The organism is Bacillus cereus group sp. Bce041 (assembly GCF_052646455.1).
Window position 1 is genome coordinate 1 of sequence record NZ_JBQXON010000026.1, and the last position, 13607, is coordinate 13607.

Genomic DNA, 13607 nt, shown 5'->3' on the forward strand with positions numbered 1-13607 from the left:
CCCATACGAAAAACACCTCCATTAAAATCATAACTGATACTTACGATTTAGAGAGGTGTTTTTTATCGTCTCATTCTCAGGGTTCACTCCATACAGAAAGGATGGCGTTTTTTTCGTTTTTTGGATACAATTTTTTAGCTTAGTAACCCTGGGGGTGATATCCAGTTATTAAACAATTTAAACCTCGCTACCTCGACTTGAAATTGTTATAATTAAAATATTTTTAATATTCATATAACGGAGAGGTGGAGAATGAAAATTGCAATAGTCTGTTTTGATAAATTTACTGATATAGATGTTTTTTTACCATGGGATTTATTAAATCGTGTACGTTTAGTTGGTGGTATTTCTGATTGGAATGTCCAACTATTAGGAACGGAAAAAACTCATATATCCATGTCTGGCTTACGTATCCCCATGACAGGAAGCATATCTGATACTCCTTACGCTGACGCTGTAATATTTGCAAGTGGTAAGGGTGTACAAGATTTATATCAAAATCAAGAATACCTTAATAGCATTCATGTAGATTCTCAAAGACAATTGATAGGCTCTATGTGTTCTGGTTCACTACTACTAGGAGCTAAAAAATTGTTAACAGGTAAAAAAACAACTACATATCCATCCGTAGTAGAACAACTGAAAGAATTTGATGTAGACGTTATTGAGCAAAGTGTCGTAAACGAAGGAAATATCTCGACTGCTGCAGGTTGCTTTGCTGCTCAAGATCTCTCAGCTTGGATTATAAGAACCCTAATTAATGAAGACATGGTTGAAACTGTGTTAGAAACCGTTCGGCCAATGGGCAAAGGTTTATATTTTTAATTTCAAATCAAGTCAAGAAATTGGTTGTTTCCCAATACGAAAAAAACGAGTTGAATTCTCATAAAAAACTGTAAAATAATAAAATTTTCGTTTTGGGGATACTTCAAAATCATAGCTTGATGGGCATGTGGCGGTACCCCACATCCATCAACTTAAGGAGAATAAACGCCATCAAAACAAAAAAAGCCCCAAATTTTTCTTGAAAATAAGTTGGGGCTTTTGAAACAGAAAAGTATATTTTTAACTATGAAAACTACGATAAATTTTTCCTACTTATTAAATTCAGCAAGTAAAATTTTTTTAAAAGGATTAGGACTGTCAGTTCTACCCAAACTATTCCAATTGACGACCAACGTATGCTTGCCTCCAAGTTTACCTCCAACAAGAGTAGTAAACCCTAGAATGCCACCTGTGTGTCCCCATATCGAGACACCGCTTGGAAGTTTAGTTTCATAGATTCCAAGACCATATCCATCGATTCCTTCTTTTCCTGTAGGAACTGTAGTAAGCATTTGTTTTAGTTGCTGTTCTTTCAGTAATTTGCCACCGAGCAAGTAAGAGAAAAATTTGTTTAAGTCGTCAGCAGTAGAAATCATATCTCCAGCAGAGCTACCTGCACTTGGGTTATAATAAGTAACGTCTTTTAGCTCACTTGCTCCGTCTGGTTGGACATATCCACGGGCATGGTTAGTGCCTGGAATAACACTTGAGTTGCCTGGTAGGAATGTATTCGACAATTCAAGTGGTTCAATAATTCGATTTTCAACCTCTTCCGCATAGCTGTTTCCAGTTACTTTTTCAATAAGGATACCCAGTAATACGTATCCTGTGTTTGAATAAGACCAGCCCTTTCCTGGAGCAAAGTCTGGGGGAAAAGAAATCCCCATCTTCACTAACTCTTCAGCCGTATACGATTTTTTTGTATCCGTAAAATCAACGTCTTTTGACCTTGAGTATTCAGCGATACCACTTGTATGGTTCAATATCTCCCGGATAGTAATCTTGTTACCATCATATCCATTTCCTTGAATGACACCAGGCAACCAGTCTTCGATGTGGTCGTCTAGCTTCAGGCGATTCTCTCCAACTAATTGAAGTACAACTGTTGCGGTGAACGTCTTCGTCACACTCCCAATGCGAAAGCGAAAATCTGTTTTCATTGGTTTCTTGGTTCTCAGATCCGCTATTCCAGCGGCATACCCCCACGTTTTTCCACCCTCAGAAGTTTTAGCAAGTATCCCCGGGTATCCAAATTGCAATGTATCCCGCATTGCTTGCTTGACAGAAGTACGATCTCGTTGAGTATTTGTTTGTAACGAACTAGATACATTTTGAGTAGGCTCTGCTTTTACAATTGAGGTTGGTGTTGTATATAACAGGGAACTTCCAGCTATTAAAAGGACCAGACTTGCACATGTAATTTGACTACGTATTTTCATAAGGCATTCCTCTCCTCTATTCATATTGTATAAGTGTTTGCTTACGGATCCTTACTTCCTGAAAAGACTTAGGGAAAGGCCCTCACGCATATAGATTAAAGCCCCAGTACAAAGGTATCTATCAATACCAACAATTTGAGCCAGTTAAATCTCCATCCCTTCTATAACAAAATTATTCAAAGGTATGAAAGCATATTATGTACCCTTAGTTATTGTTAGGATTAACACAACATAAGACATAGCCCCAACCCATATTTTACTTTATTTTTCCATGATATGTATTGAGAAAGAATGTAAATTCGAATCCTTTCTGTACCCCAACTATTGATCGTTTTTTTCACCTATTATAATTAGTTATTTAGAATTTCATAATAAAAAACTGTAAAAAAATAACGAGTCCCTTAACGTACAGGAAGCGGTTGGAAAATATGTCTAAATGCACAATTTTCTTTTTTGATATGGTGCCTCCATCGCAATCAAGCTAAGGTTTTGAAGTACCCACTAAATGAAATTTTTCTTTCTCTATAGTTAGTTATTTTGAGAAGTCAGCTCATTTTTTGTTTTTGGGGTGTTTACTTTTCTTAAGTTGATGGATGTGTGGTGGCCCCCCCATAAGGGGGTAAAGTGCTCAAAACTATGAACGTTTCCGCAACATTCCCTTTTACCTCTTTCGAATAAAATTTATAGGAAGATATAATAAAAGTATAACGATATAAGGGGCGTCTTTTATGAGAAAAGAGAAAAGACAAAGGCTAATTAAACAAGCGGTGAGAGAGCATGAAATAGATACACAAGAAAAGTTAGTAGAGCTGTTAGCAAAAAAGGGGGAAATTGCAACACAAGCTACTATTTCGCGAGATATTCGCGAATTAAATATAATAAAGACAGTTTCTTCAAACGGTTTAACTATATATAAAAACTTCACAGGAGATAATATACAAACTGATATGATGTTAAAGAAAAAGTTGGGAGAAGTTGTCGTAAAGATTGATTATATAAATCAATTAACCATTATTAAAACTTTACCGGGTAATGCACATGTTATAGGGGTGTTATTAGACTCTGTAGACTGGAAAGAAAAAGTAGGGTGTATTTGTGGGAATGATACATGTCTTGTAATTTCAAAATCACAATCAGATAGGGAGATTCTAGAAGAGAGATTAAAATTAATTATGTAGATAAAAAAACTATTAATACAGGATTTTATTAAAGAATTTCGTTATTATTACAGTCTTTGGAAATTAAAATAGTTAACGTTATATGAGTTTTACGTATTTAAGCAGAAAAGGATGAGGTATGCATAGTGCAAGTACTTTGCTATCAGAATTTGTGTCATTATAATAAATGAATTATTCGGCCTGTGGATTTATAGAATTTCAACAAAAAAGCGTTATTCTATTTTCGATTGTCGCTCCCAAAGCTAATTTTAACTAATTTTATTTCGTTACAGAAATAAAGCAGCTTTTCCGGAGCCTTGGTAATAAATTAAACTTTTAATTGGGATACTTTACGGTATATTGAAATTAATTGTCTTCTTAGATGCTGAAGATACTTAATATAGAAACGATGCTGAGGTATCGAAAAAAATAATTAATTCTAAATAAGAATTTTTAACGTAAGGTAGCTAAAATTTGAAAGTGAGTATAATTAATCGAAATTGCTAGTTATAAGAGAGGGTAAAAGTATCTTGTAAAGTAATGCATATAACATAGAAAGATATAAGAGATAGGTGAAATTTATGAATACTAGACAAAAAGAGATTTTATTTCTACTATTATCTGAATCTAACGACTATTCATTAGTACAAGACCTTGCGGATAAGGTGAATTGCTCTGAAAAAACAATTCGTAATGACTTTAAAATAATTGAGGAGCACCTTGCGAATTATTCAAGTGCGATTCTTGCTAGAAAACCGGGATTAGGCGTGTACTTAGAGATTGAGGAATATGAAAAGGTGGACTTGTTTAATAAACTTTATTGTATTAATAATTGCACAAAGTATGAATCAGATGAAGAAAGAATTCTACAAATTGCATACAACTTATTAATGAATGTAAAGGCAGTTACTGCACAGGAAATGGCATCCCAACATTTTGTAAGTCGAACTACTATAAAAAAAGATCTAGATAGAATTGAAAAATGGTTATGTCATTTTGATTTAACCATTGTTTCAAAACAGCGAGTTGGACTTATTATTGATGGAAATGAAAAGAAAAAAAGAAGAGCATTGGCTAGATTATCAGATTTGATTCGTAATTCTGATCTTACGAATCAATTTATTAAAGAACAATTTCAATATCATGAGGTTGAATTTGTTACGAACGAATTGAAAGCGTTACAAAAACGAAATGCATTGTTTTTTACAGATGATACATTTGAAAGTTTATTAGTGCATACATTGCTCATGGTACGGAGAATGAAACTTAAACAACCTATTTTAAATGCTGAAAAGGAAATTAAAATACTGAAAGAAACAAAAGAATATATATGGACATTGGAATTTTTAAAACAGTTGGAATGTGTTTTTTCAGTTCATTTTACAGAAGAAGAAGTTACGTATTTAACAGCTCATATTTTAGGTGGGAAAATCCGTTATCAAGATAAACCAATGCAGGATAGCACACTTACTGAAAGTAATCCAATTCTATCTATGGTTATACAGCAATTAGTTAAACGTATGTCGCAGTTGTATGAAATTGATTTCAGTAAAGACAAAATTTTAATTGAAGGGTTAACGATTCATCTATATACCGCTTTGAATCGCTTAAGCTATGATCTTTCTGTCTCTAATCCGATGTTACACGATATAAAGAGAATGTATCCCTATGTGTTTAATGTATTGATACAAGTATTAGAAGAGATAAATGAATCTCTAAATATATATATTCCAGAAGAAGAAGCGGCTTATCTTACTCTACACTTTGAAGCATCTGTTGAACGGTTAAATCACCAGGAAAAATCTAAAAATGTAATTATTGTTTGCCATATGGGCATTGGCATGTCGCAGTTGTTACGTACAAAAATTGAGCGTAAATTTCGTCATATCCATGTTATGGACTGTATTTCAAAAGCTGATTTACAAAGTTATATAATGAAACATCGTGATGTGGATCTCGTTATTTCAACTACTAGTCTTTCAAGATTAAACATTCCTCATAGAGTAGTATCCCCATTATTAGAGGGGCCAGAAGAAAAGAAGCTAGGGGACTTTATACAAAATTATGATGAGCCAAGTTATAAAGAACAAAAAGACTTTGTTATGTTCAATTATACATCTCCATTTTTAGTGTTTTTACAACAGGATATACAGCACCCATATGAGCTAATTGAAAAGTTAGCGTATGCTTTGCATAGTAAGGGGTATGTAGATAAAGAGTATGCAGAAAATGCAATCATAAGAGAAAAAATGTCAGCAACAACGATTGGGGCAGGAATCGCAATTCCCCATGGCAACCCAAAATTTATTCAAGAATCAGTAATTGCAATTGCTACATTAAAGGAACCAATTGATTGGGGAGCAGAGAAGGTATCACTTGTATTTATGCTAGCAGTTAAAAGTGATGGACAAGAGGTAACGAAACAATTGTTTCAGGAACTATCCTTTATAAGTGAGCAACCATCCTTTATTCAAAAGCTTGTGAAAGAAACAAATGTCATGAAATTTTTGTCTTTTTTACATAATTAACCGAAAAGTGGAGGATTAAATAACCTGTTGTTTGCTTTGGTAAAAGGTATATTATTCCGGAAGTTACGGTAAAAAATGAAACTTTTGACGTCGTAATAATGATTTATAGTAAGTGTAGGCGCTCAGTAAGAAGTGTAAGGAGGATTAAGAATGAAATTGTTAGCGGTTACATCGTGTCCAAATGGGATTGCCCATACTTATATGGCAGCTGAAAATTTGCAAAAAACAGCGGATAAATTAGGAGTCAAAATGAAAATTGAAACTCAAGGTGGAATAGGGGTAGAAAATGAGTTGACTGAACAAGATATTCGCGAAGCAGACGGCATTATTATAGCTGCAGATAGAGTCGTAAATAAAGATAGATTTATAGGGAAAAAATTGTTGGTTGTCGGAGTGCAAGATGGTATTCGTAAACCAGAAGAATTAATTCAGAAAGTAATCAGCGGGAATGTACCTATTTATCATTCACAGTCAAAAATAGTAGAAAGTAACCATCAGGAAAGAAAGCAAAATCCTATATATCGTCATTTAATGAATGGTGTATCTTTTATGGTTCCATTTATCGTAGTCGGGGGATTATTAATTGCTATTGCGTTAACACTTGGAGGAGAAAAAACTCCTGGGGGTTTAGTGATTCCAGAGGGTTCTTTTTGGAAAACCATTGAACAAATTGGTGGTGCATCATTTACGTTTATGGTTCCAATACTAGCTGGATATATTGCATATAGTATAGCGGATAAACCTGGACTTGTTCCTGGAATGATTGGTGGATATATTGCGGCAACAGGAAGCTTTTATGGAAGTGAAAGTGGTGCTGGTTTTCTCGGTGGAATTATCGCTGGTTTCTTAGCTGGTTATATAGCGTTAGGAATCAAAAAATTAAAAGTTCCAAAAGCGATTCAACCAATTATGCCGATTATTATTATTCCGGTATTTACTTCCCTAATTGTAGGTTTAGCATTTGTATTTATTATTGGTGCCCCTGTCGCACAAGTTTTCGTATCATTAACAGCTTGGTTAGCAGGTATGCAAGGGTCAAGTTCAATTCTCTTAGCATTAATTTTAGGGGCAATGATTTCATTTGATATGGGTGGTCCGGTCAATAAAGTAGCATTCTTATTTGGTTCAGCAATGATTGGAGAAGGAAACTATGAAATTATGGGTCCAATTGCTGCAGCAATTTGTATTCCACCAATCGGGATGGGACTTGCTACCTTCATAGGTAAGGGGAAATTCCAAGATTCAGAGAGAGAAATGGGTAAAGCATCATTTACAATGGGGCTATTTGGTATTACGGAAGGTGCGATTCCCTTTGCAGCACAAGATCCACTTCGGGTTATTCCAAGTATAATGGCAGGTTCGATGACGGGTGCTGTAATTGCGATGATCGGTCATGTAGGAGACAGAGTAGCACATGGTGGTCCAATTGTTGCAGTGTTAGGGGCAGTAGATAATGTATTTATGTTTTTTGTGGCTGTAATTGTAGGCTCTATTGTGACAGCTGTTGTAGTAAATGTATTGAAAAAAGACGTTTCAAAGTTAGAGAAACAAGAAAATGAACAAATAAAAGAAGTTTCAGCAACAATAGAAGTGCAACAACTGGAACAAGAAACTCAAGCAAGAGGCGAACAAGTAGATAAGGTAGAGATAAAAAAATTAACAGATATTACAAGTTTAGAATTAATTGAAACGGACTTAAAAGGGGAAACAAGAGATGACATCATTGATGAAATGATTCAAAAATTAAAGCATGTAGGTGCATTACATTCAGTGACAGAATTTAAACAGGCTATTATGAACCGTGAGCAAGAAAGTACTACAGGTATTGGCATAAACATTGCGATTCCACATGGGAAATCAGCTGCCGTAAGGAAACCGAGTGTGGTATTTGGAATTAAACAATCGGGCATAGATTGGAAAAGCCTTGATGGAACGGAAGCGAAGTTAATATTTATGATTGCGGTACCAAAAGGAAATGAAGGGAATGAACATTTAAAAATCCTTCAAATGCTTTCTCGAAAACTTATGGATGACAGTTTTAGAGAGCGGTTATTATCTGTTCAAACAAAAGCAGAAGCATACAAACTACTAGATGAAATAGCATAGAATGGGGGATTTAAATCATGACTGAACCATTATTTTTTGCACCTGTTTTTAAAGAAAGAATTTGGGGTGGAACACATTTAACTTCTTTTGGATATGAGATTCCATCAAATCAAACTGGAGAGTGTTGGGCTTTTGCTGCACATCAACATGGACAAAGTATTGTTAAGAACGGAAAGTATAAAGGGCTATCTTTGGGTGAATTGTGGGATAACCATCGAGATTTATTTGGAAATATGGAGGGGGAGCGTTTCCCTCTTCTTACAAAAATTTTGGATGCCAATCAAGATTTATCTGTTCAAGTTCATCCCAACGATGAGTATGCCAGCGTATATGAAAATGGAGAACTAGGAAAAACAGAATGCTGGTATGTAATCGATTCCATAAAAGACGCGGAAATTATTTATGGACATCATGCGAAAACAAAAGAAGAATTCATGGCTATGATTGAAAAGAAAGAGTGGAACCAACTGTTGCATCGCGTGAAGGTGAAACCTGGAGATTTCTTCTATGTGCCGAGTGGAACTGTTCATGCAATTGGTAAAGGGATTTTGATATTAGAAACGCAGCAAAACTCTGATACAACCTATAGATTGTATGATTATGATAGAAGAGATTCAGAAGGTAATTTACGTGATCTTCATCTTGAAAGCAGTATTGATGTAATAGAAACTCCATGTATTTCGAATCAGTTAACATTTAAAAATGAAAAAGTAGATGATTTGAGTATAACTAATTTTATTAAATGTCCGTATTTTTCAGTGGAAAAATGGGAGTTAGATGGATCAGCTAGTTTGGAACAACAAAAAGCCTTCCTTCTTGTTAGTGTAATACAGGGAGAAGGTGAGTTAATTAAAGAAGGTGAGCACTATTTCTTTAAAAAAGGAGACCACTTTATAATACCTAATTACTTTGGAGGATACGATTTGGTAGGTAACTCTATATGTATTGTTTCAAGTATATGATAAATTTTATAATTTTTATATAAAGATTATAGAAAATATTATTTAAACACAAATTAACCAGTTCCTGATTTTACGGATCTGGTTAATTTGTGTGAAGTGCATCAAATTTTGAGGAAGTGCTAGTGAACCGCATCATAAATAAATGACGTTTTGTATGTTCGATTTTTAAATAATACCTAAGGAGGAGTGGATTGCAGTTATAGTAATACTCCTTTTTTTGTATTTCTATAATAGATAATTTTTTTAAAAAACAGAATTGTCTTGACAGTTATTGAATGGATTGATAAGGTTATAAAAAAATATTTCTTATCCAGAGAGGTGGAGGGACTGGCCTTATGAAACCTCAGCAACAGGTCTGCTTAAGTAGACACTGTGCTAATTCCAGCGGGTGATAATCCTGATAGATGAGAGCTTCCGTTTTTATTTGTCAGTAGCGCCCTCTTTTTTAGAGTGCGTTTTTTGTTTTTTCTGGGTAATAACTAAAGGAGAGTAGAAATGGAGAACAAAAATGGGCAAGAATTTCAAAGGAAAATGCAAGCACGTCATTTAGTCATGCTATCACTTGGTGGGGTGATTGGAACGGGCTTATTCTTAAGTTCGGGTTACACTATTCAACAAGCTGGCCCATTTGGAACAATTCTATCCTATTTGGTTGGTGCGCTAGTGGTTTATCTAGTTATGCTATGTTTAGGAGAGCTTTCCGTACATATGCCTGAAACTGGCGCATTTCATAGTTATGCAGTTAAATACATTGGACCGGGTACAGGGTATACAGTAGCCTGGTTGTATTGGTTAACTTGGACTGTTGCTTTAGGTTCTGAATTTACAGCCGCAGGATTACTTATGAAGCGATGGTTTCCATCGATTAATGTTTGGGTATGGAGTGCTCTTTTTGCCATTTTGATCTTTGTATTAAATGTCCTGACTGTTAAATTTTTTGCCGAATCCGAATTTTGGTTTTCAACGATAAAGGTTATAGCTATTGCGATTTTTATTGTTTTAGGAGTAGCGGCAATGCTAGGGTTTCTTCCGATGACTCATTCAAAAGCTGCACCATTCTTTTCTAATTTTACAAGTGGAGGTTTATTTCCCCATGGTGCTACGGCCATTATGATGACCATGCTTGCGGTTAATTTTGCTTTTTCGGGAACAGAATTAATAGGTGTTGCAGCTGGAGAAACAGCGAACCCGGAAAAAATGATACCGAAGGCAATTCGAACTACTCTGTGGAGATTGATCATCTTTTTTGTAGGAACGATTGTTGTTTTATCTGCGTTATTGCCTATTTCCGATGCGGGGGTATTAGAGAGCCCTTTTGTTGCAGTTCTAGAACGAATTGGGGTGCCATATTCAGCTGACATAATGAATTTCGTTATCTTAACAGCCATTTTATCTGCGGCAAACTCAGGCCTTTATGCCTCTTCTAGAATGCTTTGGTCGCTTGCTAATAAGAATATGATATCCCCGATTTTTGGAAAAATGACGAAGCAAGGTGTTCCAATCAACGCCGTCATTTTCAGCATGGTGGGTGGAGCTTTGGCTTTGCTTTCGAGTATTGTGGCACCAGATACTGTCTATATCGTACTTGTTTCCATTTCCGGTCTAGCAGTAGTTGTAGTTTGGATGAGTATTAGTGCTTCGCAGTTCCTATTTCGCAGACAATTTTTGAAAGATGGAAATTCTGAGAAGGACTTGATTTATCGCACACCACTATATCCATTAGTACCAATTGCTTCTTTTATCCTTTGTCTGGCATCGTGTATTGGAATTGCATTCGATCCAACACAGAGAATTGCCTTATATTGCGGCATACCGTTTATTTTGTTTTGCTATGGAAGTTATTATCTAACAAAAAATCTAAAAAAGAGGGGCGTAGATTATGTCGAACAAAATCAACCCAATTGATGATATTTTATCCCAACATTCCATTATGCTTCTTGACGGAGCATTAGCTACAGAATTGGAGGCGCATGGATGTAATTTGGACGATCCTCTTTGGTCGGCACGTGTGTTACTAGATAATCCGGAACTAATTTATCAGGTTCATTCAGACTATTTTCGTGCTGGAGCGGACTGTGCCATAACAGCAAGCTATCAAGCTACTATTAGCGGTTTTTCCAAGCGTGGAATACAAGAACAGGAAGCTTTGGAATTAATTAAGAAAACGGTGTTACTTGCAAGAAGGGCAAGAGATGATTTTTGGAAGGAAAATACGCAAACGAATAGGCCTAAACCATTGGTTGTTGCATCAGTTGGGCCGTACGGCGCTTATCTTGCAGATGGTTCAGAGTATGTAGGCAACTATGGTGTGACAGATAAAACATTAGCAGACTTTCACCGTTCGAGGATGTCTGCGTTAATCGAAGCAGGTGCAGATCTATTGGCATTTGAAACGATCCCTTCCCTGCAAGAAGCAAGAGTATTAGATACATTATTGCGTGAGTTTCCAGAAACATATGCGTGGCTTTCCTTTTCGCTAAAAAATGAGAAAGAGATTAGTGAAGGTATGAAACTCGTGGAGTGTGCACGAGCTTTTGAGAAAAGTGAACAAATTGTAGCGATAGGTATCAATTGTGCGCCAGTAACCGTTGTGACTGGCGCAATTCAAGAGTTGAGGGCAAACACCAAAAAACCGATTATTGTTTATCCAAACTCTGGTGAAACTTATAATCCAGAAACAAAAACATGGCATGGTCATGAACAATGTAACGCGTTGAATATTCAATCTGAAGAATGGTACCAAGCAGGTGCACGTTTAATAGGTGGATGCTGCAGGACGACACCTTATCATATTGAGGAGATATCGAACAAGTGGCGTTCTTCCGAATATTTCTATTCAAACGAAGCAAAACAGTAATGTAATGGAAGATAATCTATCTTTGTGTGTATTTTCATGATTTAGCTTGTTCAGGAATCTACAGTTACGTTTAGTGGCACAAAATGTCTTTTCAGAGCCACAAATGTGGATGGTAGCCTCGGGAATCCAGTGGACTTTTGGGTACCTTAGGTATGGAAAGGAATCAGGGAAAATAAAAACCGCTTGTTTAATAGAAATGGTAGATAACATGTTGAATCTTTTAATGAAGATGTAGTTGATCCAATTGAAAGTGAAGGGGAACAATTATTCGTAATTAAAGTTAACGAAGAGGTTAATTTAGTTATTTAAAAAAATAGTTCAATAACTATATGAGAATTTGTTGTGGTAAAAATCCTTGTTGTAGTAGTTAATATGGTCATATTTTTGTAAAAAAGGATAGATGTAAACAGGTATACTCTCCTGTTCATCTATCCTTTTCTTTTTACCTTATAAAATGTGTGACATTGTATTCAATCGTATAAATATAGGATTTCATTACTATTTCCTTGACTTTTATTGAACTACTCACCACTTAACGTCCTTACGGACTTTTTGAAGTGGGAGATTCCTGCTAAGATAACCGGTGTATCCACCGGTTATCTTAGCAGGCTCTACCCGTAGTTCCTATGGTGAGAACATAAGTATCTTGTACGTTAACGCACCACACTCCCTACTTTAGCTTGGTTTTCGCAACTTCGGTAAGCATGGGGCGATAGAACGTTGAAGATTTTACGGTTGCAACGTTTTTCTGCAACCAACCTCATATCTTCAGTTTTCGAGGAGCAATCTGTACAAGTAAATGATAACAAACACGTTGGCTTATGCCAACCGACATTCATCTCCCACCTAAAATTGGTGTTTCACATCTTCACATTTTTGAGGAAGGAGTTTTCTGTCGGAAAACGATAAAACGATAGGGTTTATTTAGTTTGCGTATTATTAAGAGTATTCTTCTATTTTAGGAATGCTTTACCCCACAAAATGAAAGTACACTTTGTTTCCATTCTTAAGTTGATAGATGTGTGGTGCCCCCCTGTAAAAACGTAATTGTATTGTAGAAAAATAAAATGAAAGGATTACTTACCTTTAGTAAATATGAGAACTTTATATTTTTATTATTTACGATTATGCAATATCAGATCTCAGATATACATTCGCTCAGTTGCACATTAGGATATACAAAAATCACGTAAACTCCAGATGAACTTCACACTCGAATAGAAAATCAGTTATATAATAACTATAGAATTTATTAACGTTACATTAATTTTTATCTATTGGGATATATAAAATATAAAATTTCGATACGGAATACTAGGGTAAATAACTTCTTATAAGAAAGTAATAAAGGAGAATAGCTATGACAAGCACAGTACTGGAATCAAAAAAAACTAACATTACTGAAGAAGATGTTGAAATTTTAAAAATAATGGCGCATCCAATTCGTTTACGTATTGTAAATGAGCTAAGCAAACATAATACTTTTAATGTTTCGCAGCTAACAAAAATTTTAGAGATACCCCAATCATCTGTTTCACAACATTTATCGAAAATGAAGGGTAAGGTACTAAAAGCTGAACGTAAAGGCTTAGAAATTTATTATTCCATTCGTAATAACAAAGCAACTCAAATTGTCGGCATACTTGGATATTAAGCCATATATACAATTGCGTAAAGATAGAGTAGTACCTGAGAAGGGTGCTACTCTTTTTGGACTCTATAAACACAACATG

The 13607-nt window shown here is 35.3% G+C and carries 9 protein-coding genes and 1 riboswitch; of the genes, 8 read left to right on the forward strand and 1 reads right to left on the reverse strand.

Features of this window, described 5'->3' with window-relative positions; all coding sequences use genetic code 11:
* The first annotated feature begins 252 nt into the window (after positions 1–252).
* Positions 253–825, forward strand: a complete 573-nt coding sequence (locus ACUN13_RS30495; protein ID WP_341723355.1) for a DJ-1/PfpI family protein — start codon at positions 253–255, stop codon at positions 823–825.
* Between the two features lie 269 nt (positions 826–1094).
* Here ACUN13_RS30495 and ACUN13_RS30500 read toward each other — a convergent pair whose 3' ends face one another.
* A complete protein-coding gene (locus ACUN13_RS30500; RefSeq protein ID WP_341723356.1) occupies positions 1095–2264 on the reverse strand; it encodes a serine hydrolase domain-containing protein in 1170 nt (389 codons plus the stop codon).
* Between the two features lie 728 nt (positions 2265–2992).
* Here ACUN13_RS30500 and ACUN13_RS30505 point away from each other — a divergent pair.
* From ACUN13_RS30505 to ACUN13_RS30535, 7 genes are all read left to right on the forward strand, one after another.
* Positions 2993–3442, forward strand: coding sequence for an arginine repressor (locus ACUN13_RS30505; RefSeq protein ID WP_341723357.1), 450 nt, complete (start codon positions 2993–2995; stop codon positions 3440–3442).
* Between the two features lie 560 nt (positions 3443–4002).
* A complete protein-coding gene (locus ACUN13_RS30510; RefSeq protein WP_445424167.1) occupies positions 4003–5949 on the forward strand; it encodes a BglG family transcription antiterminator in 1947 nt (648 codons plus the stop codon).
* 150 nt (positions 5950–6099) lie between these two features.
* Positions 6100–8055: a PTS fructose transporter subunit IIABC gene (locus ACUN13_RS30515; RefSeq protein ID WP_341723359.1), complete on the forward strand. Its 1956-nt coding sequence runs from the start codon at positions 6100–6102 to the stop codon at positions 8053–8055.
* A 17-nt stretch (positions 8056–8072) separates the two neighbouring features.
* Entirely contained in the window at positions 8073–9017 is a 945-nt protein-coding gene (manA, locus tag ACUN13_RS30520; protein WP_341723360.1) for a mannose-6-phosphate isomerase, class I, read from the forward strand.
* A gap of 303 nt (positions 9018–9320) precedes the next feature.
* Positions 9321–9428: riboswitch (SAM riboswitch) on the forward strand.
* Between the two features lie 84 nt (positions 9429–9512).
* A complete protein-coding gene (gene mmuP, locus ACUN13_RS30525) occupies positions 9513–10922 on the forward strand; it encodes an S-methylmethionine permease (protein WP_341723361.1) in 1410 nt (469 codons plus the stop codon).
* Positions 10897–11874 carry a homocysteine S-methyltransferase gene (gene mmuM / locus ACUN13_RS30530; protein ID WP_341723362.1) on the forward strand — a complete coding sequence of 326 codons (978 nt, stop codon included), beginning with the start codon at positions 10897–10899 and terminating at the stop codon, positions 11872–11874. Before mmuP ends, mmuM begins: the two co-directional genes overlap by 26 nt.
* Positions 11875–13234: 1360 nt before the next feature.
* On the forward strand, positions 13235–13528 hold the full coding sequence (locus tag ACUN13_RS30535) for an ArsR/SmtB family transcription factor (RefSeq protein ID WP_000204906.1): 294 nt from the start codon (positions 13235–13237) through the stop codon (positions 13526–13528).
* Positions 13529–13607: the final 79 nt, after the last annotated feature.

Excerpts from the sequence above, each read along its gene's own strand:
- ACUN13_RS30535 (WP_000204906.1), top strand. The coding sequence starts at position 13,235 with ATGACAAGCACAGTACTGGAATCAAAAAAAACTAACATTACTGAAGAA.
- mmuP (WP_341723361.1), top strand. The coding sequence starts at position 9,513 with ATGGAGAACAAAAATGGGCAAGAATTTCAAAGGAAAATGCAAGCACGT.
- ACUN13_RS30495 (WP_341723355.1), top strand. The coding sequence starts at position 253 with ATGAAAATTGCAATAGTCTGTTTTGATAAATTTACTGATATAGATGTT.
- ACUN13_RS30510 (WP_445424167.1), top strand. The coding sequence starts at position 4,003 with ATGAATACTAGACAAAAAGAGATTTTATTTCTACTATTATCTGAATCT.
- ACUN13_RS30500 (WP_341723356.1), bottom strand. The coding sequence starts at position 2,264 with ATGAAAATACGTAGTCAAATTACATGTGCAAGTCTGGTCCTTTTAATA.
- mmuM (WP_341723362.1), top strand. The coding sequence starts at position 10,897 with ATGTCGAACAAAATCAACCCAATTGATGATATTTTATCCCAACATTCC.
- ACUN13_RS30505 (WP_341723357.1), top strand. The coding sequence starts at position 2,993 with ATGAGAAAAGAGAAAAGACAAAGGCTAATTAAACAAGCGGTGAGAGAG.
- manA (WP_341723360.1), top strand. The coding sequence starts at position 8,073 with ATGACTGAACCATTATTTTTTGCACCTGTTTTTAAAGAAAGAATTTGG.
- ACUN13_RS30515 (WP_341723359.1), top strand. The coding sequence starts at position 6,100 with ATGAAATTGTTAGCGGTTACATCGTGTCCAAATGGGATTGCCCATACT.